This window comes from Nocardioides cavernae (assembly GCF_013410035.1).
Taxonomy (GTDB): Bacteria; Actinomycetota; Actinomycetes; order Propionibacteriales; family Nocardioidaceae; genus Nocardioides; species Nocardioides cavernae_A.
Window position 1 is genome coordinate 1282889 of the sequence record NZ_JACCBW010000002.1, and the last position, 24292, is coordinate 1307180.

The window sequence follows — 24292 nt, forward strand, 5'->3', positions numbered from 1 at the left end:
CATGGCTCCTGCGATGCGCAAGATCGGCCTCCTGGGCGGGATGAGCTGGGAGAGCTCGGCGCTCTACTACGAGGTCCTCAACGAGGAGGTCCGCGAGCGGCTCGGCGGCTACCACTCGGCGCGGGTCGTGCTCGCGTCGGTCGACTTCGCCGAGGTCGAGGCGTTGCAGGCGGCGGGCGACTGGGACGCCGCCGGTGCGCTGCTGGCGGGCGAGGCCGCGGCCCTCGAGGCGGCGGGGGCGGAGTGCGTCGTCCTCTGCACCAACACCATGCACAAGGTGGCCGACGCGATCGAGGCGGCGACCGACGTCCCGCTGCTGCACATCGTCGAGGTGACCGCCGAGGCGATCCGTGGGGCCGGCCTGGCCCGCGTGGCCCTGCTCGGCACCCGGTTCACCATGGAGCAGGCGTTCGTGCGCGACCGGCTCGCCGGCCGGGGCGTCGAGGCACTGGTGCCCTCCGGCGCGGACCTCGAGCTGGTGCACCGGGTGATCTACGACGAGCTCGTGCACGGGGTCGTGCGGGAGGAGTCGCGCGCCGCCTACGTCGAGGTGATCAAGCGGCTGGTCGCCGACGGCGCCGAGGGCGTCGTCCTGGGCTGCACGGAGATCGAGCTGCTCGTCGGGCCGCAGGACGTCGAGGTCCCGGTCTTCGCGACCACGCGGCTGCACGCGCGGGCAGCGGTCGACTTCGCCCTCAGCTGAGCCGGCGCACCACCAGGTCGAGCCAGTCGTCGAGGCGGCGCAGCTGGTCCTCGCGGCGGAACAGCGGCGGCCTCCCGGGCGGCGGGAGGTGGCCGACCGCGTCCATGACGAGCCAGTACGGGTCGGCGGGGCTCGTCGCGACGGTCGCGTACTGCTCGAGGAACGCCTCGGCCGGTGCCGCGTCGACGAGGACGGCGAGGGTGGATGCGGCGTGGGCGGCGTCCAGCCAGGCGGGTCCGGTCGAGGTCTCGACCCAGTCGACCACTCCACTGATCCTGCCGCCCGTCCACAGCAGGTTGCGGTGGCCGAAGTCGCGGTGCAGGAAGGTCGGGTCGTACGCCGGGGCGGGGCGGGCGAGGACCTCGAACGCCCGCTCCCAGGCTCCGGTGTGGCGTGTCCAGCCCGGCACGACCCACTTCTCCGGCCAGGCCCACGACTGGTAGGTGCGGAACGGCTCGGCCGGCCGCTGGGCGTGGATGGTCGCGAGGAGGCCGGCCATCGCCCGTACCCCGTCGGCGTCCGGTGCCTCCCGGGGCCGGCCGGGGAGCCGCGACATCAGGTGGGCCGCCACGCCCGCCACCGTGCCGCCCGCGTCGAGCGCGAGGCTCGTCGGAACCGGCACCGGGGTGCCGGCCAACGCCTGCTGGGCGTCGCGCTCGCGGGTCGTGAGCTCGGCCCCGTGGGTGCGCCACGGCTCGTTCGTCATCAGCCGCAGCACCGTCTGCGAGCCGTCGTCGTGCGCGAGGGCGAGCATCTGCGACGTCAGGCCGCCGGCCAGCCTCTCGTGGGACACGACCGCCGAGCCGACCGCGGAGCCGGCCCACGTGAGCGCAGCATCGACGTCCAGCACGCCGCTCACGCTAACGCCTCGCCGACGGGGTACAGGGCGTGGCGTGACCGCTCCCTACCGCCGTGCCTTCGCGCTGCTCTCCGGCCTCCGCTCCGCTCCCGCGTTCCACCCCACGGGCGTGATGTACGAGGGCCGGGCCGAGGTGCGCGGGCCCGGACCGCTGCCGCTCGGCGAGGTCGGCTGCCTGGTCCGGTTGTCGAAGGGCGTCGGGACCCCGCGCGGCGTGGCCGACCTGCTCGGCATCGCCGTCCGGCTCGAGCACGACCCGCCCGTCGACGTCCTCGCCACCTCATCGCCGGGCAGCTCCCTGTGGCGGCGCTCGGTCCTGCGCCCCGCACGCCGCTGGGGCGGCACGACCTTCACCTCGCTCATGCCCTGGGTGCGCGCGGGCCGGCGGTTCGTGGCCGTGCTGGAGGCGCCCGAGGTGGGGCCGGACTCGCCCGAGCCGGACGCTCTGCTGGACGCGCTGCCGGTGACCTTCCGCCTGCGGGTGGTCGGTCGGCAGGGCGACGTGCAGGTCGGCACGATCGAGGTGCTCGCGCCGTCGGACCGCGAGCGCCCCGCCTTCGACCCGGTGCTGCACCCGCCGCCGTCGTGGCGCCTCGCCCCGCGCTGGCTGTCGTCGCTGCGGGAGCGGGCGTACGCCGGCAGCCGCGAGGGGCAGGCGGCCGACCCGGCGGATGGGGCACGCTGAGCGCATGCTCACCGTGCTCGTCGCGCTCACCGCCAATGCGGTCCTCGCCGTCCTCAAGTCCGTCGTGGCGGCCCTCACCGGGTCGGCGTCGATGGTCGCGGAGGCCGCGCACTCCTGGGCCGACGCCGGCAACGAGGTGTTCCTCGTCGTCGCGGAGCGTCGCTCGGAGAAGCCGGCGGACGCCTCCCACCCGCTCGGCCACGGGCGCGAGGCGTACGTCTGGTCGATGATCGCCGCCTTCGGGCTCTTCGCCGTCGGCGCCGCCGTGTCGGTGATCCACGGCATCCAGTCGCTGGGGGCGGAGGAGGAGCCGGTGGAGTACCTCTGGGCCTACCTCGTCCTCGGCGCCGCGTTCCTCCTCGAGGGCACGTCCTTCCTCCAGGCGCGCCGCGAGGTGCGCAAGGGTGCCCGGGAGGCGGAGGTCAGCCGGGCCGCGTTCCTCGACGCGACGTCCGACCCCACGCTGCGCGCCGTCTTCTTCGAGGACCTCGCCGCCCTGCTCGGCATCGTCATCGCTGTCTCCGGTCTCGCCCTCCACGAGGCCACCGGCGACCCGGTCTGGGACGCCGTCGGCTCCATCCTCGTCGGCCTGCTCCTCGGCGTCGTCGCGGTCTACCTCCTGCGGCGCAACATGGCGTTCCTGGTGGGGCAGGTGGTCGACCCGCGCATCCACGACCGGGTGCGCGGGTGGCTGCTCGCGCGGGAGGAGGTGCAGTCGGTCGCGACGCTCCACCTGGAGTACGTCGGTCCGGGGAAGATGTTCCTCGTCGGCTCGGTCGACCTCGTCGGCGACGACCCCGAGAGCGAGGCGGCCCGGGAGCTGCAGCGGCTCGAGGACCTGCTGGAGGACAACGACGCGATCGCGCGCGCCGTGCTGTCCCTGGCCCCACCGGGAACAACGCGGGAAGTTGAGCGTTGAACCAGTCATGAAGAAGATCGGGTTCCTGAACTTCGGCCACTGGACCGACTCGCCGCACTCGCAGGTGCGCTCGGCCTCCGACACGCTGCTGCAGTCGATCGACCTCGCGGTCGCGGCCGAGGAGCTCGGCGCGGACGGCGCGTACTTCCGGGTCCACCACTTCGCCCGCCAGCTGGCCTCGCCGTTCCCGCTGCTCGCCGCGGTCGGCGCCCGCACCAGCCGGATCGAGATCGGCACGGGCGTGATCGACATGCGCTACGAGAACCCGCTGTACATGGCCGAGGACGCCGGTGCCGCGGACCTGATCTCCGGGGGCAGGCTGCAGCTCGGCATCAGCCGCGGATCACCGGAGCAGGTCATCGACGGCTGGCGCTACTTCGGGTACGCCCCCGCGGACGGCGAGGACCAGGCCGACATGGCCCGCCGGCACACCGAGGTCCTCCTCCAGGTGCTGGAGGGCAAGGGCTTCGCGGAGCCCAACCCGCGCCCGATGTTCCCCAACCCGCCCGGCCTGCTGCGCATCGAGCCTCACTCCGAGGGCCTGCGCCGGCGCATCTGGTGGGGCGCCGCGTCCGACGCGACCGCGCGGTGGACCGCCGAGCAGGGCATGCACCTGATGAGCTCCACCCTCAAGGCCGACGAGTCGGGTGAGCCGTTCCACGTCCAGCAGCGCAAGCAGATCGAGGTGTTCCGCGGGGCGTGGAAGGAGGCCGGCCACGAGGGCGAGCCGCGCGTCTCGGTGAGCCGCTCGATCATGCCCATCACGACGGACATGGACCGCGCCTACTTCGGCCACGAGGGCTCGAGCTCGGACCAGTTCGGGCAGATCGAGGCCAACCTGCGCGCCGTCTTCGGCAAGACGTACGCCAACGAGCCCGACATCCTGGTCAAGGAGCTCGCCGACGACGAGGCGGTCGCCGCGGCGGACACCCTGCTCCTGACGGTGCCCAACCAGCTCGGGGTCGACTACAACGCCCACATCCTCGAGTCGGTGCTCACGGACGTGGCGCCCGACCTCGGCTGGCGCTGACGCGGCGCCCCTCCCGTACCTCCACACCCCACCTCTCACGCAAGGAGCACCACTGATGGCACGCATCACTGTCCTGGGCGGCAGCGGCTACGCCGGCGCCGCACTCGTCGCCGAAGCCCGCAAGCGAGGTCACGACGTGACCGCGGTGAGCCGCTCCGGCGCGTCGTCGCCGGTCGACGGCGTGACCTACGTCGAGGGATCGGTCCTCGACCCGGACGTGCTTGGCACCGCGGTCGAGGGAGCCGACGTCGTGGTCAGCGCGCTCTCGCCGCGCGGCGACATGGCCGGCCAGCTCGAGGGGGTCGTGGAGGACCTCGTCGGGCGGCTGGCCGGCACCTCGACGCGGCTCGGCTACATCGGTGGGGCCTCGTCCCTCCTCGTCGAGGAGGGCGGACCGCGCCTGTGGGACGTCTCGGAGGAGCACATCCCCGCCGACGTGAAGCCCGAGATCGTGACCGGTCTCGAGGCGCTGCAGATCCTGCAGGACAGCCCCGAGGGTCTCGACTGGTTCTACGTCAGCCCGCCCCAGGACTTCGGCTCCTGGCTGGGCACGCCCAGCAAGGGCGACTACACGCTGGGCGGCGACGTGCTGCTCAAGGACGCCGACGGGACGTCGACCATCTCGGCCGACGACCTCGCGCTCGCGGTGCTCGACGAGATCGAGACGCCCGCGCACCGGCGCGCGCGGTTCACCGCGATCGCCTGACGCCTCGCGACTACGGGGCGGCGGCCCGCAGCTTCTCCAGCAGCGGGCCGGCCGCCTCGGCGAGGAACCGGTCCTGGCCCTCGTCGCCGACCTGCACCAGTGCGACGTCGGTGAACCCGGCCTCCCAGTACTCCGAGACGGCCTCCACGATCGCGTCGAGGTCGGGTCCGCAGGGCATGGCGTCGGCGACGTCCTCGGGCCGGACGAACTGCGTCGCGCCGGAGAACCCGGCCGGGGTGGGCAGGTCCGCATTCACCTTCCAGCCGCCCGCGAACCAGCGGAACTGCTCGTGCGCGCGCTGGACGGCCGTGTCCTCGTCGGGGTCCCAGCAGATCGGGATCTGACCGATCGCCCTCGCGTCGCCGCCGATCCGCGGGGCGTCGGCGACGGCGTTCCAGCTCTCGATCAGCTCGGCCTTGGGCTCCACGCCGACGAGGTGGTCCCCGAGCGGGGCGAACGTCTCGATGCCGCGATCGCCGGCGACGGCGAGCCCGATCTCGACGCGATCGTCGGGGAGGTCCCAGATGCGGGCGGAGTCGACCTGGAAGAAGTCGCCGCGGTAGTCCACGAGGTCGCCGGTGAAGAGCTCGCGGATGATCTCGACCGCCTCGAAGAGCATGTCCTGCCGCTCCGCGATCGCCGGCCAGCCCTCACCGACGACGTGCTCGTTGAGGTTCTCGCCGCTGCCCAGGCCGAGGGTGAAGCGTCCCTCCGCGAGGATCTGCAGCGTGGCGGCCTTCTGCGCCACCACGGCGGGGTGGTAGCGCAGCGTCGGGCACGTCACGTAGGTCATGAGGCCGACGCGCTCGGTCGCGTGGGCCACCGCACCGAGGGTCGTCCAGGCGTACGGCGCGTGCCCCTGCTCGGTGAGCCACGGCGAGAAGTGGTCGCTCATCACCTCGAAGTCGAAGCCCACCCGCTCGGCGGCGACGGCGTAGTCCACCAGCTGCCGCGGGCCGCTCTGCTCGGTCATCAGGGTGTATCCGAAGCGCGTCATGTCCTCGACCGTAGCCAGCGCCGATCACCCGGCCACCACCCGACGAGGTGAGGACCGCTGGGGTTCGTGAGGTGCTGCTGGTTGTGTGGAGGAATGGCACACGACAAGGACGAGGACGGCCAGGTCTCCGAGCTGGCGCAGGACGCACCCGAGCCCATCAGCTCGGGCGACTCGGTCGCCGGGCAGCCGGAGCAGGAGTCGGGCGAGGTCGAGGAGGGCACCCAGGGCCCGAACAACATCCCCGACGACCCGACGGGGGAGCACCCCCACACGACCTGACCCGAGGGCGGGACGTGCGGTAGGACTGGTCCATGAGACCAGTGATCGTCGTCGTGGGCGCGGGGCCGGGAGTGAGCGGGTCGGTGGCCGGGCGTTTCGCCGCCGAGGGCTACGACGTCGGGCTGCTGGGCCAGGACCAGGCGGTGATCGACGACCTCGTTCCCGACCTGGAGGCCAGGGGCGCGGCCGTGGGACACACGGTCTGCGACGTCACCGACGAGCAGGCCGCACGCGAGGCCGTACGCCGCTTCGGCGAGCACACCGGCCGCATCGACGTGCTGCACTTCAACCCCAGCGCCTACCGCGAGAAGGACCCGCTGTCCCTGTCGGTGCCCGAGCTGCTCGAGGACGTCGCCCTCGGCGTCGGCGCGCTGCTCACCGTCGTCCAGGCGGCGCGCCCCCACATGTCGGCGGGCGGGCGGATCAGCGTCACGGGCAGCATGGCCGCCGACCAGCCGTGGGAGGGCGCGGCCTCCCTCGGCGTGCAGAAGGCGGGCGTCCGCAACCTCGTGCACAGCCTCGACAAGACGCTCGCGCCCGACGGCATCCGCGCGGTCTCGGTGACGGTGCGCGGGACGCTCGCCCGCGAGGGCGCCTTCACCCCCGACCGGGTCGCCGACGCGGTGTGGGCCGCGGTCGCCCGCGACGACGACGCGTGGACCAGCGAGGTCCCCTACGCGGGCTGACCGGACACCGGCGCCGGCGGCTCAGGCGCCGTCGAACCCGCTGAGCAGCAGCCAGAAGACGACCACGCCGACGAAGGCCGCCAGGAGTCCGTACCAGGCGCCCGTCATCGCCCGCCGGCCCGTCGGTGCGCCCTCGCGGACGAGCCCCGGCAGCGCGACCGCGACCGCTGCGCCCACCGCCGCCATCGCCACCAGCTGGACCGGGACGATCCAGTTCTCGGTGCCCTCGCCGTCCAGCAGCGACGCCGCCACCGGCAGGCTGAGCATGCCGAGCACGAGCAGGACGAGGATCGCGACGACGCGCTGCGCTGACCTGGCCATGGCTGGTGACCGTAGCGGGTCCCGGGCCGGTGTGTCAGGCCTCCTTGGCCACCAGCGTCAGCACGTCGTAGGTCGCGACCGGCTCGTCGTCCCCGTTCGTCACGAGCGCGTCCCAGCGCACCTCGCCGTAGTCGGCCGACGAGCGCGGGGTGATCTGCTTGACGGTGAGCGTCACGCGGATCGCGTCGCCGGCCTTGACGGGGGTGAGGAAGCGCAGGTCGTCGACGCCGAAGTTGGCCAGCACCGGCCCCGGGGCCGGGTCGACGAAGAGGCCCGCCGCCATCGAGACGATGAGGTAGCCGTGGGCGACGATCCCGCCGAAGAGCGGGTTCTGCGCGGCCGCCTCCGGGTCGGTGTGGGCGTAGAACGTGTCGCCGGTGAAGTCGGCGAAGTGGTCGATGTCCTCGAGCGAGATGACCCGCGGCTCGGAGGCGATCGTGTCGCCGACCCGCAGCGTCGCGAGCGAGTGGCGGAACGGGTGCTCGGGCGTCACCGTCCGCTGGGAGCCCCGCGTCCAGCGGCCCGTGATGGCGGTGAGCATGTCGGGCGAGGCCTGGATCGCCGAGCGCTGCATGTGGTGCAGCACGCCGCGGACGCCGCCGAGCTCCTCGCCGCCGCCGGCGCGCCCGGGGCCGCCGTGGACCAGCATCGGCAGGGGGGAGCCGTGACCGGTCGACTCGGGTGCGTCGTCACGGTCGAGCACGAGGATGCGGCCGTGCCAGGGCGCGAGCCCGAGGACCAGGGTGCGCGCCACCTGGGGGTCGTGGGTGACGACCGATCCCACCAGCGAGCCCTTGCCGCGGGCCGCCAGCGTGACGGCCTCCTCCAGCGAGCCGTACGCCATCACCGTCGACACCGGGCCGAACGGCTCGACGTCGTGCGGCTCCACCGCGCCGGGACGGGCACGCAGCAGGACGGGGGACATGTACGCCCCGCGCTCCGCGTCGCCGTCGACCGCGCGCTCGTCCACCACGACCTCGCAGGACGAGCGGAGCGCCTCGACGGCCTTGCGGACCTCCTGCCGCTGGCCGAGGGAGGCCAGCGGTCCCATCCGCGTCGACTCCTCGGCGGGGTGGCCCACGGAGATCGAGGCGAGGCGGGCGGCGATCGCGTCGGTCATCTCCCCGGCCACGGCGTCCGGGACGATGACGCGGCGGATGGCGGTGCACTTCTGGCCCGCCTTGGCGGTCATCTCGGTGACGACACCCTTGACGAAGAGGTCCCACTCCGGGTCCCCGACGGCGACGTCGGGGCCGAGCACGGAGCAGTTGAGCGAGTCCGCCTCGACCTGGAGCTGCACGCCGCCGTGCAGGACCGACGGGTGCTGGCGCAGGATGCCGGCGGTGTGCGCGGAGCCGGTGAAGGCCACCGAGTCCTGGACGCCGAGGTGGTCGAGCAGGTCGCCTGCGGAGCCGGACAGCAGCTGCAGCGAGCCCTCGGGCAGGATGCCGGACTCGATGATGCGGCGCACGACGAGCTCGGTGAGGTAGGCGGTCTGGCTGGCCGGCTTGACGATCGACGGGAGCCCGGCGATGAAGGCGGGGGCGAGCTTCTCGAGCATGCCCCAGATGGGGAAGTTGAAGGCGTTGATCTGCACGGCGACGCCGGGGCGCGAGGTGTAGACGTGCTGGCCGAGGAAGACGCCGGTGCGGCCGAGCTGCTCGAGGTCGCCGTCGCACACGACGGTGTCGTTGGGCAGCTCGCGGCGACCCTTCGACGAGTAGCTGAACATCGTGCCGAAGCCGCCGTCGATGTCGATCATCGAGTCGCGTCGCGTGGCGCCGGTGGACAGCGACACCTCGTAGAGCTCGTCCTTGAGACCGGTGAGGTGGGCGGCCAGCTCCTTGAGCAGCAGCGCGCGCTCGTGGAAGGTCAGGTCCCTGATCGCCGGGCCGCCGACGGTGCGGGCGTGGTGCGCCATCGTGCCCAGGTCGAGGCCGGCGCTCGAGATCCGCGCGACCTCCTCGCCCGTCGCGGCGTCGAGGAGGGGGTCGCCCTCCGCGGAGGCGGCGTACCAGCGGCCTGCGGCGTAGCTCTCGAGAAGTCGGCTCACGGGGTTCCTCCCACTGGTTGCCTGTCGCGATTGCGTGTCAGGGTGACGGGTGACACACTAATACCAGACCGATCGGTCAGTAAATGTGCAGCGACGGTGCGGAGGTTCCCAGATGACGCTCACCGAGACACCCACGGACGACGACCTCGCGGCGGGTCTCGAGGCCGGCTTCGAGGCGACGATCGCGCGCAACGACAGGATCGAGCCGCGGGACTGGATGCCCGACGGCTACCGCCGGACCCTGGTGCGCCAGATCGCTCAGCACGCCCACAGCGAGATCATCGGCATGCAGCCGGAGGGCAACTGGATCACGCGCGCCCCGAGCCTGCGCCGCAAGGCGATCCTCTTGGCCAAGGTGCAGGACGAGGCCGGCCACGGGCTCTACCTCTACTCCGCTGCCGAGACCCTCGGCGTGTCCCGGCTCGAGCTCACCGAGCTCCTCATCGCCGGCAAGCAGAAGTACTCCTCGATCTTCAACTACCCGACGCTGTCCTACGCCGACGTCGGCACGATCGGCTGGCTCGTCGACGGCGCCGCGATCTGCAACCAGGTGCCGCTGTGCCGCACGTCCTACGGCCCCTACGGCCGCGCGATGATCCGCGTGTGCAAGGAGGAGTCCTTCCACCAGCGGCAGGGCTACGAGCTGCTCACCACGATGATGCGCGGCACCGACGAGCAGCGCGCGATGGTGCAGGAGTCCGTCGACAGGTTCTGGTGGCCGGCGCTGATGATGTTCGGCCCGCCGGACGCTGACTCGCCCAACACCGCGCAGTCGATGGCGTGGGGCATCAAGCGCAACACCAACGACGAGCTGCGCCAGAAGTTCGTCGACATGTCGGTCCCGCAGGCCGAGGCGCTCGGCGTGACCCTGCCCGACCCGGAGCTGAGGTGGAACGAGGAACGCGGGCACCACGACTTCGGCCAGCCGGACTGGGAGGAGTTCATGCAGGGCGTGAAGGGCAACGGGCCGTGCAACGCCCAGCGGATGGCGCACCGCCGCCGCGCCCACGAGGACGGCGCCTGGGTGCGCGAGGCCGCGACCGCGTACGCCGCGAAGGGTCTCGACACGCCCCGCTCGTCCCTCGGGGGGAACTCGACCACCGAGAGGACGGGACGATGAGCGAGCTCCCCGCCGAGGGCGGCCACGGGGCCGTGCCGCTCGCCGACGTGCCCACGGGCGTCGGGGTCCCCGCGCCGGAGAAGGAGTGGCCCCTCTACGAGGTGTTCGTCCGCGGCAAGCGGGGCCTCAACCACGTGCACGTCGGCTCGCTGCACGCCGCCGACGACCGGATGGCGCTGCTGCACGCCCGCGACGTCTACACCCGTCGCAACGAGGGCGTCAGCATCTGGGTCGTGCGCGCCGACGCGATCACCGCGTCGAGCCCGGACGAGAAGGACCCGATGTTCGCGCCGAGCGGCGACAAGGTCTACCGGCACCCGACCTTCTACGACATCCCCGACGACGTCCCCCACATGTGATCCCACCCCACGACGTTCTCCTTCCCCCGCTGCGCTCCTCCAGGACAACGCCGCGGGGACCCCGAGAGGCTCCCATGGACTCCCACATCGAGACACCGCCCGACGACGAGCACGAGTCCGCCTACTCCGGACTCCTCGTCAACGACGCCCACTGGGCGTTCGGGACCGACTTCGAGGACCCGCTCGCCGGTGTCGACACGACGATCCCCGACGGCGTCGACGCGGCCACCCTCGGGACGTATGCCCTCATGCTCGGCGACGACTCGCTCGTGATGTCGCACCGGGTCTCGGAGTGGACGAGCAACGCCCCGGACCTCGAGGACGACATCGCGCTGTCCAACATCGCGCTCGACCTGCTCGGCCAGGCGCGCCTGCTGCTGGCCCGCGCGGCCAAGGCCGACGAGTCGCTGGTGCCCGTGCTGCCGGAGGGGTCGCCGGCGCCCCCGGAGGACGCGCTGGCGTTCTTCCGCGAGGCGCACCAGCTCCGCAACGTCCGCCTCGCCGAGCTCGTCAACGGCGACTTCGCCGAGGCCACCGTGCGGGTGCTGCTCTTCTCGGTCTGGCGGCTCGCGGTCTGGGAGCGGCTGCACTCCAGCCGCGACCACGTCCTCGCCGCCGTCGCCGCGAAGGGCGTCAAGGAGCTGGCCTATCACCGCGACTACGCCGCGCGCTGGTTCGTCACGCTCGCGCAGGGCACGGACGAGTCGCGGCGCCGGCTCCTGGCGGCGCTCGAGGAGCTCTGGCCGCTGTGGCCCGAGCTGTTCGACACGCACCCCGTCGAGGCGGCGGCCGCCGAGGCCGGCGTCGGTGTCGACCCCGCGACCGTGCGGGAGGCCGCCGAGGGCGTGCTCGACCAGGTCCTGGCCGCGGCGGACGTCGCCAGTCCCGCGAGCCCGCGCCGGTCCGGGGTGCTGGGCCGCACCGGACGCGACGGCATGCACGGCGAGCCGCTGAGCCGGATGCTGGCGGAGATGCAGTCCGTCGCCCGGGCGCACCCGAGGGGGCTGTGGTGATCCTCAAGAGCCGTACGACCGAGCGCGCCCGCCGCGTCGCGGAGCGCGTCACCGACCCCGAGCTCCCGATGCTCACGCTCGCCGACCTCGGGGTGCTCCGCGACGTCGACGTGGTCGCGGACGACCACGTGGTCGTCGACATCACGCCGACCTACTCGGGCTGTCCCGCGATGGCGGCGATGCGCGACGACCTCGTCCGTGAGCTCCGGGCGGCCGGCTTCGGCACGGTCGACGTACGCGTCAGCCTCCACCCGGCGTGGACGACCGACTGGATCACCCCGCGGGGGCGCGCCGCGCTGGCGGCGGCCGGCATCTCGCCCCCGGGGCCCGCCCCGTCGCACGACGGCCCCATCCCGCTGACGCTCCTGCCCACGGCACGGCAGGTGCGCTGCCCGCGCTGCGACTCCCCGGCCACCGACCTGGTCTCGGAGTTCGGGTCCACCGCGTGCAAGGCGCAGTACCGCTGTGCCTCCTGCCTCGAGCCCTTCGACCACGTGAAGGAGATCTGAGCCATGGCCGCGACGTTCCACGCGCTCACGGTCCGCGACGTCGAGCCGCTCACCGACGACTCGGCGGCCGTCACCTTCGACGTCCCCGACGACCTGCGCGAGCTGTTCGCCTTCGAGCCGGGGGAGTCGCTCACCCTGCGCCGCGTCGTCGACGGGGTCGAGCACCGGCGCAGCTACTCGATCTGCGCGCCGGCCGGCGCGGCCCCCCGCATCGGCGTGCGCGAGATCCCCGGCGGGATGTTCTCGTCCTGGCTGATCCGCGAGGTGGTGCCGGGGGAGACCATCGAGGTCGCCGCGCCCACCGGCAGCTTCCGCGCCGACCCGACCAGCCCGGGCCGCCACCTCTGCATCGCGGCGGGTTCGGGCATCACCCCGATGCTGTCGATCGCGGCGTCCGTCCTGACCAACCCGGACAGCACCGTCACGATGCTCTACGGCAACCGCGAGACGACCTCGGTGATGTTCGCCGAGGAGCTCAGCGACCTCAAGAACCTCCACGGTCCCCGCTTCGACCTCGTCCACGTGCTCTCGCGCGAGCCCCGCGACGTCGAGCTGTTCTCCGGACGCCTCGACGCCGACCGGCTTCGCCGGCTGCTGCCGGTCAAGGTGCCCCTGGCTGCGATCGACCACGTGTGGCTCTGCGGCCCGCTCGGCCTGATCGAGGACGCCCGGACCGTGCTCAAGGAGCTCGGCGTGCCGAGGGAGAAGGTGCACTTCGAGCTGTTCTTCGTCGACGAGCCGCCGCCCACCCTGCGCCACGCCGACCGGGCCGTGGACGGCGTGACCAGCGACGTGACCGTCGTGCTCGACGGGCGTACGACCACCACGCCGATGCCGCGCGACACCACCCTGCTCGACTCCGCCCAGACCGTACGCAGCGACCTGCCGTTCGCGTGCAAGGGCGGGGTGTGCGGGACCTGCCGCGCCCGGGTCGTCGACGGCGAGGTCGAGATGGTCCGCAACTACGCGCTCGAGGCCGACGAGGTCGCCCAGCAGTTCGTGCTCACCTGCCAGACCTTCCCGGTCAGCGACGCGGTCACGGTCGACTTCGATGCCTGAGGACGACGACGGGCTGGCGCCGGCGCGCGCGATGTGGGCCGCCGACGCCGCCAGCGCCGCCCTCGGCATGCGGCTCGACGACCTCGGCGCCGGGCGTGCCCGGGTGTCGATGGTGGTCCGGCCCGACATGGTCAACGGGCACGACCTGTGCCACGGCGGACTGATCGCGACGCTCGCGGACTCGGCCTTCGCCCTCGCCTGCAACTCCCACGGGCCCGTCACCGTGGCCGCCGGCCTCACCGTCGACTTCCTCGTGCCCGCCCGGCTCGGGCAGGTGCTCCACGCCGAGGCGCGCGAGGTCTCGCGTCGCGGCCGGTCGGGGATCTACGACGTGACCGTGCGCGCCGACGACCCGGGCGCCGGCGAGGTCGTCGCAGAGCTCCGCGGGCGGAGCCGGACGCTCGCGACGCGCTAGTGGGCCCGCACCAGTCCGTCGAACGCCAGCGCCGTGACGGTGTCGGCGAGCGCGTCGACGTCACCGTCGTCGCGCAGCCACTCGGTGAGCGAGTTCACCATGCCGAAGATCAGGCGGCTGATGACGAGCGGGTCGATGTCGTCGCGGATCGCCCCCGAGGCGGCGGCCTCGCGCACCATCTCGGCCAGCCGGTGGTCGATGTCGCGGCGCCGGTCCAGCGCGGCCACCTCGGCGGGCGTGTTGCCGCGCACGCGGAGGAGGAGGGTGACGGCCGGCAGGTGCTCGGCGAGCACCACGACGCTGGAGCGGACGGCGGCCCTCAGCCGCTGCTCCGGGGTCGACGAGGTGTCCGCGCGGACGGCGTCGAGCGCGGACGACAGCTCGCCCAGGGCCTCGTCGAGCGCGCGCTCGAGCAGGTGTCCCTTGCTCGGGACGTGGTGGTAGATCGCCGACTTGGTGAGGCCGAGCTCGCGAGCCAGGTCGCCCATGCTCGTCGCGTCGTAGCCTTGCCGGTTGAAGAGCTCGATCGCCACCCGCAGCACCGTCGCCTGGTCGTGACCGGGCCGGCCACGGCGCGCGCCACCCTCGGGCTTTGCCTCCATGAGTGACACCCTTCCAGAGAACCACCCCTCGCGAGGAGGACGACACGTGCAGGACCTGACCCCGCAGCCCGGTGACCTGGACCCGATCGAGACGGCGCCCGTCGCGGACCTCCGCGCCCTGCAGCTCGAGCGACTCCAGTGGTCCGTGCGCCACGCGTACGACAACGTCGCGCACTACCGCCGGGCCTTCGACGAGGCGGGCGTGCACCCCGACGGCGTCGAGTCGTTGCAGGACCTCGCGCGCCTGCCGTTCACGACCAAGGCGACGCTGCGCGACAACTACCCCTTCGGGATGTTCGCCGTGCCGCGTGAGGAGGTCGTGCGCCTGCACGCGTCCAGCGGCACGACCGGCAAGCCGACCGTCGTCGGCTACACCCGCGACGACCTCGACACGTGGGCCGACGTCGTGGCCCGGTCGATCCGCGCCGCCGGCGGGCGCAGGGGGATGGTCCTGCACAACGCGTACGGCTACGGCCTCTTCACCGGCGGGCTCGGCGCGCACGCCGGGGCCGAGCGCCTCGGCTGCACGGTCGTGCCCGTCTCCGGCGGGATGACCCAGCGGCAGGTGCAGCTGATCCTCGACTTCGAGCCCGACGTCATCATGGTGACCCCGTCCTACATGCTGTCCATCCTCGACGAGCTCGAGGCGCAGGGCGTCGACCCGAGGTCCACCTCGCTCAAGGTCGGCATCTTCGGCGCCGAGCCGTGGACCAACGACATGCGCCGCGAGATGGAGCAGCGCACCGACATGCACGCGGTCGACATCTACGGCCTGTCGGAGGTGATCGGCCCCGGCGTCGCGAGCGAGTGCGTGGAGACCAAGGACGGGCTGCACGTCTGGGAGGACCACTTCTACCCCGAGGTGATCGACCCGGTCACCGGTGAGGTCCTGCCGGACGGCGAGGAGGGCGAGCTGGTCCTCACCACGCTCACCAAGCAGGCGATGCCGGTGATCCGCTACCGCACCCGCGACCTCACCCGCCTGCTGCCCGGAACCGCGCGCAGCATGCGCCGGATGGAGAAGATCACCGGTCGCACCGACGACATGATGATCCTGCGCGGGGTCAACCTCTTCCCGACCCAGATCGAGGAGATCGTGCTCGGCCTCCCGGCGCTGTCGCCGCACTTCCAGTGCCACCTCGACCGCAGCGGCAACCTCGACACCCTGACGGTGCGCGTCGAGCGCCGCGACGGTACGTCCGACGCGGAGGCCGCCGCGGCCCAGGGCGAGCTGGCCGGCAGGATCAAGACCTCCATCGGCGTCTCGGTGGGGGTGGAGGTCGTCGACGTGGCCTCCATCGAGCGCTCCGTCGGCAAGATGAGGCGGATCGTGGACCACCGCCCGGCGCGCTGACCGGGGGACATTTACCGGCAACGCCTCCCCGGGGGCTACAGTGGAGGTAGCGCCCAGACGCCGTGCCGCACTGACCGCCCCCGGGTCCACCGGCCACCGCGCACCTGACGCCCGCTCCACACCTCCACGCCGTGCGTGCAGGCAGAGCCGAGGAGGCTCGCCCGTCCACGACGCGTATCCACTCAGGCCCAGTCCGGGAGGACCCCTTGGCCCAGCGCCAGCGTCAACGCGGCGGTCGCCGCACCCCTGCGCACGCCCGCCACAAGGACAACGAGGGCATCGTCCCCGTCCTGGCACGCGCCGTGCGCGAGCTCGAGTCCGCCGTCCAGCGCGGCCCGCTCGCCCCCGGCCAGCGGGTCCGCTTCCAGGTCGTCGCCCTGCTGGTGCGCGAGCACCGCGGCGACGTGAAGGCCTCGACCGAGCTGACCGACGCGCAGAAGGCCGACGAGCTCAAGCGGCTCGACGGCATCGCGACGATCCTCGCCAAGACCGCGACCCGCGACCCCTCCCTCTTCGGGCTGCTCTCCGAGGACGCGGTCGTCACCGACAGCGCGCGCGACCTGCGCCTGGAGATGCTGCGCAAGGCCGGCATCGAGGCCGTCGCCGAGGAGCCCAAGCCCGACGACGAGGCCGGACCGGGCCTCGGCGAGCGCCGCGTCATCCCGCAGTCGGTCGTCCAGCACCAGCTCGCCAACCCCTTCCTCGTGCCTGACTTCGAGATCGGTCGCGAGCGCCGCAGCACCCACGGCGGGCTGGCCACCTGGGAGCTGCTCGGCCCGCTCTTCCGCTCCTTCGAGCTCGGCGGCTCCTCGTCCTGCATGGACCTGCCCGAGCCCACCACCCTCGACGCCCCCGGCAAGCTCGAGCTGATGCCGCACCAGGCCGCGATGATCGCCTCCGCCGCCGAGGGCCACCGCACCTTCCTGCTCGCCGACGAGCCCGGCCTGGGCAAGACCGCCCAGGCGCTGCTCGCCGCGCAGGCCGCCAACGCCTTCCCGCTGCTCGTCGTGTGCCCCAACGTCGTCAAGACCAACTGGGCGCGCGAGACCGAGCGCTGGACCCCGCGCCGCCGCGCCACCGTCATCCACGGCGACGGCGACCAGGTCGACGCCTTCGCCGACGTCATCATCGTCAACTACGAGATCCTCGACCGCCACGTGGGCTGGCTCGGCACCTTCGGCTTCCGCGGGATGGTCGTCGACGAGGCCCACTTCATCAAGAACAAGACCTCGCAGCGCTCCCGCCATGTGCTTGAGCTCTCCGAGAAGCTCCGCTCGCGCACCGCGCGGCCGCTCCTGATGGCGCTGACCGGCACGCCGCTGATCAACGACATCGAGGACTTCCGCGCGATCTGGCAGTTCCTCGGCTGGATCGACGACCGCAAGCCCATGGCGCGCCTGATGGAGTCGCTCGAGGAGACCGAGCTGACGCCGGCCGACCCGCCGTTCTACCCCGCCGCCCGCAAGGCGGTCATCGACATGGGCATCGTCCGTCGGCGCAAGGTCGACGTCGCCGAGGACATCCCGGCACGCCGGATCGCCGACATCCCGGTCGAGCTCGACGACGAGGACACCCGCTCGATCCGGGCAGCGGAGGCGGAGCTCGCCCGGCGGCTCGTCCAGCGCTACAAGGCGGCCCTCGAGACCCGGCGCACCGGGTCCGTCGTCGACGGCATCGACCACGAGCTCGTACGCCGCGTCGCCACGTGGGAGCGCGAGGAGATGGACCAGGGCACCGGTGGGGAGAACGTCTTCTCGATGTTCCGCCGCATCGGTCGCGCGAAGGCCGGCCTGGCCGCCGACTACGCCGCGCAGCTGGCTCGCAACGTCGGCAAGGTCGTGTTCTTCGCCCGCCACGTCGACGTCATGGACATCGCCGAGGAGACGTTCACCCGTCGTGGGCTCAAGCACACCTCGATCCGCGGCGACCAGACGCCGAAGGCGCGGGAGAGGGCGATCCAGGCCTTCGTCAACGACCCCGACGTGCAGGTGATCGTCTGCTCGCTCGCGGCCGCCGGTGTCGGCGTCAACCTGCAGGTGGCGTCCAACGTGGTGCTCTCGGAGCTGTCGTGGACCGATGCCGAGCAGACCCAGGCGATCGACCGCGTGCACCGCATCGGCCAGTCCGACCCGGTGACCGCCTGGCGCATCATCGCCGCGCAGACCATCGACACCCGGATCGCCGAGCTGATCGACTCCAAGGCCGGGCTGGCGGCCCGGGCGCTCGACGGCTCGGACGAGGAGGTCCACTCCTCGGCCAACATCCAGACCGAGGCGCTGGTCGCGCTGCTCACCGACGCGCTGGAGCGCGAGCTCGGCCTCGCCTGACCCCCAGCCTTGTCCCGGCCTGCGCCGTCCGGTACCTCTGTAGTCATGAGCGAGGACCGCGAGACCTACCTGGACATGTCGATCGACGACGAGGACCAGCTGCAGCCCGGGGACACCCTCGACGACAGCGACCTCGAGGACGTCCTCGATCGGGGCTACTCGCCGCCCGACCGCGCGCCCAAGGGCTACGACGACTACCCCACGGAGGCCGAGCGCCGCCAGGGGGAGTCCCTCGACGAGAAGCTCGCCGAGGAGGAGCCCGACGTCGACCCCTACGCCGAGGACGACGTCGACGATGACCACGAGGACGAGAACGCCCTCGACGACCAGCTCGGTCTCGACGAGGCCGACGAGCGCACCGGGCGGCTCGTGCAGCCCGACGAGGGGCTCGGTGAGGACCGGGACAAGCAGGAGGTCGCCTACGACGTCGGCATCGACGGCGCGGGCGCGTCCGCCGAGGAGGCGGCCATGCACGTCACCCGCGAGCCCGAGCCGCCGGAGGCCGACGACTACTGAGGTCGCGACCGCGAGGTTGCGACGCTCCCGCGCGGATCGCGCTGAGCAGCGGCAGGAGCGGGCGCACGGTCCCAGTTCACTCGTACGTGGCGCGAGCGAACCTCGAGCTCGTCCGTGTCTCCTCCCAGAGGGCTGAGTGCGGTCGCTGTGACGTACCCGGTACGTCACAGGGACCGCACTAACGTGTCGCGATGACGAGTGACGCGTCTTCGCATTCTTGGGCCATCTGTTGCTGCCGGCCCCAAACGCCGGCGCGGGTGCCCACCGGGACTCCGCGACGGACGATCGGTAGAGCCGGGAAGTGCGTTCGCTGCAAGCTCGAGGCATGGATGCCATCGAGGTCGTCGGCGACGTCAAGCAGTACCTGTGTCACCACGAGCCGGACGTCGGGGCGACTCACTTCGGGTTCGCGGCCCACGTGCTGATCGGTGCCTCGGACCGTGACCTCGCGGACTCCTTCGACTGCATCGAGTGCTCGCCTAGCATGTTTTCCGAGCACTTCGGTGTTTCCGCGTGGGGTACGGGTTTCGCCGAAGACGTGCTGCCGGGCGGCGAGGTTCTCCAGTGCAAGGCGTGGGGCTCATGAAGGCGTGGTCCCCTGCGGCGTTCGAGGCCTCCGTGGAACGACTGACTGCCGCCATGAGCCCAGGTCCCGACTGGCAGACCATTGCGGCCCGCATCGGCCGCCACCTGCCCTGGGAGTACGACTACAAGCATGACGACCAATCGACGCGACCAGGACAGGCCGTCAGAGCCGCCGCGCCCGCAGCATCCGCAGGACCTCCTCGGACCGCTCGGTGAGGGCGCCGACCACGACCGGTGCCGCGCCCGCGGCCGCGGCCTCGCGGGCGCGGCGTACCCACGCCTCGTCGACGGCGAACACCGGGAAGAGGCTGTCGGTGAGGGCGAGGCCGGGGATCATCCCGCCGTCGTGCAGCCGGGGCAGCACCTCGAGGAAGCGCTCGGCGTAGGGCGCCAGCACCTCGTCCTGGCCGGGTCGCCAGAAGGCCGGCCCGACCACGCGGGCCGACTGCGCCGGCACCGTGCGCTCGACCATCGCGGTCCACGCCTCCTCCTTCGCCTCGGCGGACGGCGAGCCGGCCCGCACGGTGAGGGCACGGATCCACGCGTCGGGGTCGGGGTCGCGCTCCTCGAGGGCGCGTACGGCCTCCGCGTCGAGGTCGCCGAGCTCGGCGCGGCGCTGCAGGACGTACCACTGCAGGTCGAGGTCGTCGCCCGCCTCCTCGCGCACCGCGGCCAGGTCGTCGTCACCCAGCGCGGTGCGGGCGAGCGCGCGCAGGGCCGCCTGGCGGGAGGTGCCGGCGTCCGCCAGCCGTCGCGCGGCGGTGGCGACCTGCGCCTCGAGGTCCCCCCGCACGGACTCGGGAGCCCACAGCTGCGCAGCGACGAGGGCGAGGCCCAGGCACGGTTCGACGACCGACTCCACCTGCTCCACCTGCAGCACGTCGGTCAGGGCGCCGACCGCCTCGGCGGCAGTCGCCTCGCCGGACGAGAGCATGTCCCACACGGTGGCCATCGCGACGGCGCGTGTGAGGGTCGTCGGCAGCGCGGACGGCCGTCCGACCAGCACCTCGCGGCCCGCGACGTCCGGGCGGGTCGTGGCGAAGGTGGTGTCGTCGTGGTTGACGAGGTAGAGGTCTGCGTCGGGCAGCCCCTCCACCGCGGTGCGCTCGCCGTCCACCTCCACCACCGTGGAGCCCACTTCCTCCAGGGCGTCGCCGGCGCGGCGGTAGGCGCCGACCCCGACCACCTGGGGGTGGGGCCGGCCGTGGGGGCCGCGCGCGGTGAGCACCAGGCCGTCGTCACCACGCTCGATGCCGAGCCGGTCGACGCCCGCGGTCTCCAGGCAGGCGCGCCTCCACGGCTGCAGGTCGCGACCGCTGGCCTGCTCGAGGGAGGCGACGAGGTCGTCGAGGGTGGTGTTCCCCCACGCGTGCTCGGCGAAGTAGGCGCTCATCCCGCGAGAGAAGGTCTCCTCGCCGACGAAGTGCATCAGCTGCTTGAGCACGGCCGCGCCCTTGGGATAGGTGATCGAGTCGAAGATCGACTCGGCGTCGGCGACTGTCGGCACGGGCTGACGGATGGGGTGCGAGGCCGGTCCCTGGTCGGCGAGGTAGGCCGCGAGCTTGTCGCCCACGAGGTTGTTGGCCGCCGTGTCGCCGTAGGCCGTGGCGCGCTCGGCGGCCCACATGCACGCGAACTCGGCGAACGCCTCGTTGAGCCATAGGTCGTCCCACCAGCGCATCGTGACGATGTTGCCGAACCACATGTGCGCCATCTCGTGCAGCAGCACGTTGGTGAACAGCTGCCACTCGGCGGTGGTCGGCTCGTGGCGACGCAGGATGGTGTCGGACCACGTGACGCAGCCGTAGTTCTCCATCGCCCCGCCGAAGTCGGGCAGGAAGACCTGGTCGTAGCTGCGCTGCGGGAAGGCCATGCCGAAGCGCCCCGCGAAGAACGCCAGGCCCTGCTCGGTGAGGGTGAACAGCTGGTCCGCGTCGCGCTCGAGGGCGGTCTGCAGCGTACGGCGGGCGTACAGGCCGAGGTCGTGGCCGTCGACCTCGCGGCGCACCTCGACGAAGGGACCGGCGACGACGACCGGGTTGTAGGTCGACAGCGGCGGGGTCGGCTCGAACGTCCACCGCCGGGCGTCGTCGACGTCCTCGATCCGGGGCTCGCCGGAGTTGCTGACCACGGTCCACCCGACCGGCGCGGTGACCGTGAACGCGTGCGGGGCCTTGAGGTCGGGCTGGTCGAAGCAGGCCCAGGCGTAGCGGGCCTCGTCGGGCTCGAAGGTCGTCCAGAGGTAGACGTTCTCGTCGGCCGGGTCCACCGCCCGGTGCACCCCTCGGCCGTCGGTGGTGTCGCGCTGGACGGTGGCGACGACCAGCTCGTTGTCCCCGGCGAGGCCCGAGAGCTCGATGCGACCCTCCCGGGGCGCGGGGAGCGGCGTGCCGTTGAGGATCGCCGACTCCACCTCGGCGCAGCAGTCGACGAACGTCGTCGCGCCGGGCGTCGCGCCGAACCGCACGGTGCTGACCGCGCGGAAGTCCGGCCCGTCGACCAGCCCGGTCAGGTCGAGCGAGACGTCGTAGGACGTGACGGACAGGACGGCCGCGCGCTCGACGGCCTCCTCCTGGCTGAGACTGCGGACGGTCACGGGCGGGTCCTCTCGAGTGGGTGCTGCCCCGACCCTAGGTCGATCCGCCGCCCGGTGGCACCGCCCTGCGGGCCGGACGCGCGATCCTTGCTATCGTGCGCCCGCCGGGGCCGGTCCCGGCGCGGACGAACGGAGCTGCGGTGCTGGTGCGACGCCTCGTGGGAGTCCTGGCACTCGCGGTGGTGTCCGGGTGGCTCGTTCCCACCGCCGCAGGGGCGGCCGTGCCGCGCCCCGGATCCGTCGCAGCGGAGCTCCGGTCGGTGCCGCGTGCGCTGTACCTCGTGGTCGGTACGCCGTCCTTCGACCACTTCACCCTGCGCGCCGTCGCGGACGACTCGGCCGCGGGGCACCGCGTCGTGCTGCAGCGCCGGACGCCGAAGGGATGGACGGGAGTGGCGGCACGCCGCTTCTCGCGCGACGGCAAGGCCCGCTGGGAGGTTCCCCGGCCTGATCGGCGCATCACCTACCGGGCCGTCACGCGGATCGGCGGAGAGCGCATCGTGTCCACCGAGGTGAACTTCTCCTAGACGGAGGCGTCGGCTGCCGGACCTGTCGGGCCGACGCCCGGACGCGGTCGCCCGCGCGACCTGTCATCCCCGCGTTCCTGCGAGCGGCCAGTGCGGTCCTCCTGACTCACCCGCCACGTCACCAGGACCGCACGTCGCGCACGTCGCGCACGACCGCAGTGCGACGCGCCCCATGACGTGCACGTCGACGACGCCCACGTCCGAGGCCGTCGCGCCACCTGGTCGACTACGCTCTGCCTGCCCACGACCGATGCCACCCGCGGCAACGTCAACCTCGAGGACGTCCGTGCCCTTCACCCTGTCGCACGTCGCGGCGATCGTGCCGCTCGCGCGCCTCCCGTTCAGCACGCCCGCGCTGGTCGCCGGCGCCGTCGCACCGGACGTGCCGTACTTCGCCCGCGCGCTGCCCGTCCCGGTCAGCGCGCAGTCCTGGTACGAGCCGCTCTTCAACGCGACCACCTCCCACACCGTCACGGGCAGCCTGGTCGTCGCCGTGCCGTACGCGGTCGTCCTGACCGTCGCCTGGTGGGTGGCGGAACGGCCTGTCGGTGCCCTGGTGGGCGCCCCGCCCGCACCGGAACCGCAGCGGAGGCAGCGACCAGCAGCCGCGTGGGTGCTCCTGTCCGTGCTCGTCGGGATCGCCACCCACCTGCTGTGGGACTCGTTCACGCACAGCGACGGATACGTGGTCGAGCACTGGTCCGCGCTCAGCGACCCGGCCGTCGGTGGGATGACGTGGGCACGCCTGGTCCAGCACGCGAGCACGGTGCTCGGACTCGTGGTGCTGGCCCACGTCGTGTGGCGAGCCAGGAAGGACTTCCGTCCACGGCTGGGCGCAGTCGTGGCGGTCGCCGCGGTAGTAGCCGCCGGAGTGCTGCTCGGCGCGCTGCGCGAGTGGCGACAGGCCGAGACGTACGGCACTCCCGTGTCGGTGGAGGCGCTGCTCCGGAGCAGCGCCGAGGGCGCGGTCGTGGTGCTGGTCGGTGCCAGCCTGGTCTTCGTCCTGGTGTGGTGGGCGGCGCAGCTGCGGCGCGAGCGGGAGCGGTAGATGGACGTCCAGGACTACCGGGACGCGCGCCACCGGATGCTCGTCGAGATGGCGATCGAGCTCGGCGTGCCGGCGGACCGCGCCCCGGCCGTGGTCGATGGCGTGATCGAGGCGCAGCGACGCCGCATCGTGCGCACCGCCGACCCCGACCAGGTCGTCGTCCCCGCGCTGCGTGAGGAGGTGCTCGGCGGACGCTCCCGCCGCCCCCAGCTCGCTGCCGGCGTGCTCGTCGCCGCCGTGACGGCGGCCTTCGCGGTCACCGCCCTGACCGGTCCGCCGGACCCCGAGAAGGTCGAGCGAAGCGCCGTGACCGTGCCTGCCTTGATCGGTCTCACCGCCGACGAGGCCGCGACTGCGCTGGGCCGCGCGGGCATCTCCTCGCGCGTCGACCCGGTGCCCCAGTGCGACCCGGCCGGGCAGGTGCTGGGCTCGGTGCCCCCGTCGGGCGACACGGTCCGGCGGGACGAGGTCGTCGTCGTCATGGCGACGACGACGCCGTCGTGGAGGTGCCCCGCGGACGCCGCCGTTCGCTCCCGGGCGTGGTCGTTCCTGCGCTTCCTCGTCTCCGGCTCGGCACGCCCCCGCCTCGCGCCCGAGGTGCGGCTGTACGTCGACGGCGAGGCGGCCGGGACGGCCGACGGGACGCACGCGGCCACGTCACCCGACTGGCGCCGGCGCGTGCGCGACCCCGTCGTGGCGTACGCCCTGCGACCCGTGGCCAACGACCTCGGGCAGCCGGTCGTCTCGATCACCAGCGGACCACCGCCGCGCACCACGTGCGGCCTCCCGACGGCGAGCCCGTCCGGTGTCGCCGGTGCTCCCACCCGCGTCGTGCTGACGGTCGGCGGCGGCACGGTCGGTGGAGGTGACGGAGCCGAGCTCGGGTGCCAGCTCACGATCGACCTCTTCGAGGACGACGCCGGAGACATCGCCGTCGTCTCCGTGACGCTCCCCGGTGGCACGGGTCTGGGCCCGCCGCCCTGGGTACGGACCCGCGACGACGGGGACGCACGCGCCGGATGAG

Annotated in this window: 26 protein-coding genes; 20 read left to right on the forward strand and 6 right to left on the reverse strand. The window is 72.8% G+C overall.

The window, feature by feature from the left end; genetic code table 11:
• Window position 1: 1 nt before the first annotated feature.
• A complete protein-coding gene (locus F4692_RS13680) occupies window positions 2–703 on the forward strand; it encodes an aspartate/glutamate racemase family protein (protein WP_306457376.1) in 702 nt (233 codons plus the stop codon).
• Here F4692_RS13680 and F4692_RS13685 read toward each other — a convergent pair.
• On the reverse strand, window positions 696–1562 hold the full coding sequence (locus F4692_RS13685; protein WP_179620157.1) for a phosphotransferase family protein: 867 nt from the start codon (window positions 1560–1562) through the stop codon (window positions 696–698). The two genes, F4692_RS13680 and F4692_RS13685, sit on opposite strands and share 8 nt — an antisense overlap.
• A gap of 34 nt (window positions 1563–1596) precedes the next feature.
• Between F4692_RS13685 and F4692_RS13690 the strand changes: the two genes are divergently transcribed.
• The 4 genes from F4692_RS13690 to F4692_RS13705 are packed head-to-tail and all read left to right on the forward strand — an operon-like array spanning window position 1597 to window position 4902.
• The gene (locus F4692_RS13690) at window positions 1597–2247 is read left to right on the forward strand and encodes a hypothetical protein (protein ID WP_179620158.1); all 651 of its coding nucleotides are present in this window, start codon (window positions 1597–1599) and stop codon (window positions 2245–2247) included.
• A gap of 4 nt (window positions 2248–2251) precedes the next feature.
• Window positions 2252–3166 carry a cation diffusion facilitator family transporter gene (locus F4692_RS13695; RefSeq protein ID WP_179620159.1) on the forward strand — a complete coding sequence of 305 codons (915 nt, stop codon included), beginning with the start codon at window positions 2252–2254 and terminating at the stop codon, window positions 3164–3166.
• A 7-nt stretch (window positions 3167–3173) separates the two neighbouring features.
• Complete coding sequence (locus F4692_RS13700) at window positions 3174–4196, forward strand: LLM class flavin-dependent oxidoreductase (RefSeq protein WP_179620160.1); 1023 nt, start codon at window positions 3174–3176, stop codon at window positions 4194–4196.
• Window positions 4197–4251: 55 nt separating this feature from the next.
• On the forward strand, window positions 4252–4902 hold the full coding sequence (locus tag F4692_RS13705) for an NAD(P)-dependent oxidoreductase (RefSeq protein ID WP_179620161.1): 651 nt from the start codon (window positions 4252–4254) through the stop codon (window positions 4900–4902).
• A 10-nt stretch (window positions 4903–4912) separates the two neighbouring features.
• Here the strand turns inward: F4692_RS13705 and F4692_RS13710 are convergent, their stop codons facing one another.
• Window positions 4913–5899 carry an LLM class F420-dependent oxidoreductase gene (locus F4692_RS13710; RefSeq protein ID WP_179620162.1) on the reverse strand — a complete coding sequence of 329 codons (987 nt, stop codon included), beginning with the start codon at window positions 5897–5899 and terminating at the stop codon, window positions 4913–4915.
• A gap of 93 nt (window positions 5900–5992) precedes the next feature.
• Here F4692_RS13710 and F4692_RS13715 point away from each other — a divergent pair, with 93 nt between their 5' ends.
• Together F4692_RS13715 and F4692_RS13720 are read left to right on the forward strand one after the other, a co-directional pair.
• Window positions 5993–6178, forward strand: coding sequence for a hypothetical protein (locus F4692_RS13715; protein ID WP_179620163.1), 186 nt, complete (start codon window positions 5993–5995; stop codon window positions 6176–6178).
• Window positions 6179–6210: 32 nt separating this feature from the next.
• Entirely contained in the window at window positions 6211–6864 is a 654-nt protein-coding gene (locus F4692_RS13720) for an SDR family oxidoreductase (RefSeq protein ID WP_179620164.1), read from the forward strand.
• 21 nt (window positions 6865–6885) lie between these two features.
• Here the strand turns inward: F4692_RS13720 and F4692_RS13725 are convergent, their stop codons facing one another.
• The gene (locus F4692_RS13725; protein ID WP_179620165.1) at window positions 6886–7185 is read right to left on the reverse strand and encodes a hypothetical protein; all 300 of its coding nucleotides are present in this window, start codon (window positions 7183–7185) and stop codon (window positions 6886–6888) included.
• Between the two features lie 34 nt (window positions 7186–7219).
• Window positions 7220–9238, reverse strand: a complete 2019-nt coding sequence (gene paaZ / locus F4692_RS13730) for a phenylacetic acid degradation bifunctional protein PaaZ (protein ID WP_179620166.1) — start codon at window positions 9236–9238, stop codon at window positions 7220–7222.
• A 112-nt stretch (window positions 9239–9350) separates the two neighbouring features.
• On the opposite strand from paaZ, the gene paaA reads away from it, so the two are divergent.
• From paaA to paaI, 6 genes are all read left to right on the forward strand, one after another.
• A complete protein-coding gene (paaA, locus tag F4692_RS13735) occupies window positions 9351–10358 on the forward strand; it encodes a 1,2-phenylacetyl-CoA epoxidase subunit PaaA (RefSeq protein WP_179620167.1) in 1008 nt (335 codons plus the stop codon).
• The gene (gene paaB / locus F4692_RS13740) at window positions 10355–10717 is read left to right on the forward strand and encodes a 1,2-phenylacetyl-CoA epoxidase subunit PaaB (protein ID WP_179620168.1); all 363 of its coding nucleotides are present in this window, start codon (window positions 10355–10357) and stop codon (window positions 10715–10717) included. Before paaA ends, paaB begins: the two co-directional genes overlap by 4 nt.
• A gap of 74 nt (window positions 10718–10791) precedes the next feature.
• Complete coding sequence (gene paaC, locus F4692_RS13745; protein WP_179620169.1) at window positions 10792–11730, forward strand: 1,2-phenylacetyl-CoA epoxidase subunit PaaC; 939 nt, start codon at window positions 10792–10794, stop codon at window positions 11728–11730.
• Window positions 11727–12239, forward strand: coding sequence for a 1,2-phenylacetyl-CoA epoxidase subunit PaaD (gene paaD, locus F4692_RS13750; RefSeq protein WP_308645303.1), 513 nt, complete (start codon window positions 11727–11729; stop codon window positions 12237–12239). The genes paaC and paaD overlap by 4 nt, the downstream gene beginning before the upstream one ends.
• Before the next feature lie 3 nt (window positions 12240–12242).
• Window positions 12243–13298: a 1,2-phenylacetyl-CoA epoxidase subunit PaaE gene (gene paaE / locus F4692_RS13755; RefSeq protein WP_179620170.1), complete on the forward strand. Its 1056-nt coding sequence runs from the start codon at window positions 12243–12245 to the stop codon at window positions 13296–13298.
• Window positions 13291–13713 (forward strand): hydroxyphenylacetyl-CoA thioesterase PaaI, encoded by a 423-nt coding sequence (gene paaI, locus F4692_RS13760; protein ID WP_179620171.1) that lies wholly within the window; start codon window positions 13291–13293, stop codon window positions 13711–13713. The genes paaE and paaI overlap by 8 nt, the downstream gene beginning before the upstream one ends.
• On the opposite strand, the gene F4692_RS13765 is transcribed toward paaI, so the two are convergent.
• Window positions 13710–14315 carry a TetR/AcrR family transcriptional regulator gene (locus F4692_RS13765; RefSeq protein ID WP_179620172.1) on the reverse strand — a complete coding sequence of 202 codons (606 nt, stop codon included), beginning with the start codon at window positions 14313–14315 and terminating at the stop codon, window positions 13710–13712. The two genes, paaI and F4692_RS13765, sit on opposite strands and share 4 nt — an antisense overlap.
• A 46-nt stretch (window positions 14316–14361) precedes the next feature.
• On the opposite strand from F4692_RS13765, the gene paaK reads away from it, so the two are divergent.
• The 4 genes from paaK to F4692_RS13785 all read left to right on the forward strand — a co-directional run bounded on the left by paaK (window position 14362) and on the right by F4692_RS13785 (window position 19098).
• Window positions 14362–15669, forward strand: coding sequence for a phenylacetate--CoA ligase PaaK (paaK, locus tag F4692_RS13770; protein ID WP_179620173.1), 1308 nt, complete (start codon window positions 14362–14364; stop codon window positions 15667–15669).
• Between the two features lie 206 nt (window positions 15670–15875).
• Complete coding sequence (locus F4692_RS13775; protein WP_179620174.1) at window positions 15876–17996, forward strand: DEAD/DEAH box helicase; 2121 nt, start codon at window positions 15876–15878, stop codon at window positions 17994–17996.
• Window positions 17997–18041: 45 nt separating this feature from the next.
• The gene (locus F4692_RS13780) at window positions 18042–18512 is read left to right on the forward strand and encodes a DUF5709 domain-containing protein (protein WP_179620175.1); all 471 of its coding nucleotides are present in this window, start codon (window positions 18042–18044) and stop codon (window positions 18510–18512) included.
• Between the two features lie 325 nt (window positions 18513–18837).
• Window positions 18838–19098, forward strand: coding sequence for a hypothetical protein (locus F4692_RS13785; protein ID WP_179620176.1), 261 nt, complete (start codon window positions 18838–18840; stop codon window positions 19096–19098).
• A gap of 162 nt (window positions 19099–19260) precedes the next feature.
• Here the strand turns inward: F4692_RS13785 and pepN are convergent, their stop codons facing one another.
• The gene (pepN, locus tag F4692_RS13790) at window positions 19261–21693 is read right to left on the reverse strand and encodes an aminopeptidase N (protein ID WP_179620177.1); all 2433 of its coding nucleotides are present in this window, start codon (window positions 21691–21693) and stop codon (window positions 19261–19263) included.
• Between the two features lie 221 nt (window positions 21694–21914).
• On the opposite strand from pepN, the gene F4692_RS13795 reads away from it, so the two are divergent.
• The 3 genes from F4692_RS13795 to F4692_RS13805 all read left to right on the forward strand — a co-directional run bounded on the left by F4692_RS13795 (window position 21915) and on the right by F4692_RS13805 (window position 24291).
• Entirely contained in the window at window positions 21915–22220 is a 306-nt protein-coding gene (locus F4692_RS13795) for a hypothetical protein (protein WP_179620178.1), read from the forward strand.
• A 286-nt stretch (window positions 22221–22506) separates the two neighbouring features.
• Entirely contained in the window at window positions 22507–23268 is a 762-nt protein-coding gene (locus tag F4692_RS13800; RefSeq protein ID WP_179620179.1) for a DUF4184 family protein, read from the forward strand.
• Window positions 23269–24291 carry a PASTA domain-containing protein gene (locus tag F4692_RS13805; RefSeq protein WP_179620180.1) on the forward strand — a complete coding sequence of 341 codons (1023 nt, stop codon included), beginning with the start codon at window positions 23269–23271 and terminating at the stop codon, window positions 24289–24291. It begins immediately after the preceding gene.
• Window position 24292: the final 1 nt, after the last annotated feature.

Coding starts and splice junctions, on each gene's coding strand:
- F4692_RS13680 (WP_306457376.1), top strand. CDS start 2: ATGGCTCCTGCGATGCGCAAGATCGGCCTCCTGGGCGGGATGAGCTGG.
- F4692_RS13695 (WP_179620159.1), top strand. CDS start 2,252: ATGCTCACCGTGCTCGTCGCGCTCACCGCCAATGCGGTCCTCGCCGTC.
- F4692_RS13700 (WP_179620160.1), top strand. CDS start 3,174: ATGAAGAAGATCGGGTTCCTGAACTTCGGCCACTGGACCGACTCGCCG.
- F4692_RS13705 (WP_179620161.1), top strand. CDS start 4,252: ATGGCACGCATCACTGTCCTGGGCGGCAGCGGCTACGCCGGCGCCGCA.
- F4692_RS13710 (WP_179620162.1), bottom strand. CDS start 5,899: ATGACGCGCTTCGGATACACCCTGATGACCGAGCAGAGCGGCCCGCGG.
- F4692_RS13715 (WP_179620163.1), top strand. CDS start 5,993: ATGGCACACGACAAGGACGAGGACGGCCAGGTCTCCGAGCTGGCGCAG.
- F4692_RS13720 (WP_179620164.1), top strand. CDS start 6,211: ATGAGACCAGTGATCGTCGTCGTGGGCGCGGGGCCGGGAGTGAGCGGG.
- F4692_RS13725 (WP_179620165.1), bottom strand. CDS start 7,185: ATGGCCAGGTCAGCGCAGCGCGTCGTCGCGATCCTCGTCCTGCTCGTG.
- paaA (WP_179620167.1), top strand. CDS start 9,351: ATGACGCTCACCGAGACACCCACGGACGACGACCTCGCGGCGGGTCTC.
- paaB (WP_179620168.1), top strand. CDS start 10,355: ATGAGCGAGCTCCCCGCCGAGGGCGGCCACGGGGCCGTGCCGCTCGCC.
- paaC (WP_179620169.1), top strand. CDS start 10,792: ATGGACTCCCACATCGAGACACCGCCCGACGACGAGCACGAGTCCGCC.
- paaE (WP_179620170.1), top strand. CDS start 12,243: ATGGCCGCGACGTTCCACGCGCTCACGGTCCGCGACGTCGAGCCGCTC.
- paaI (WP_179620171.1), top strand. CDS start 13,291: ATGCCTGAGGACGACGACGGGCTGGCGCCGGCGCGCGCGATGTGGGCC.
- F4692_RS13765 (WP_179620172.1), bottom strand. CDS start 14,315: ATGGAGGCAAAGCCCGAGGGTGGCGCGCGCCGTGGCCGGCCCGGTCAC.
- F4692_RS13780 (WP_179620175.1), top strand. CDS start 18,042: ATGAGCGAGGACCGCGAGACCTACCTGGACATGTCGATCGACGACGAG.
- F4692_RS13785 (WP_179620176.1), top strand. CDS start 18,838: ATGGATGCCATCGAGGTCGTCGGCGACGTCAAGCAGTACCTGTGTCAC.
- F4692_RS13805 (WP_179620180.1), top strand. CDS start 23,269: ATGGACGTCCAGGACTACCGGGACGCGCGCCACCGGATGCTCGTCGAG.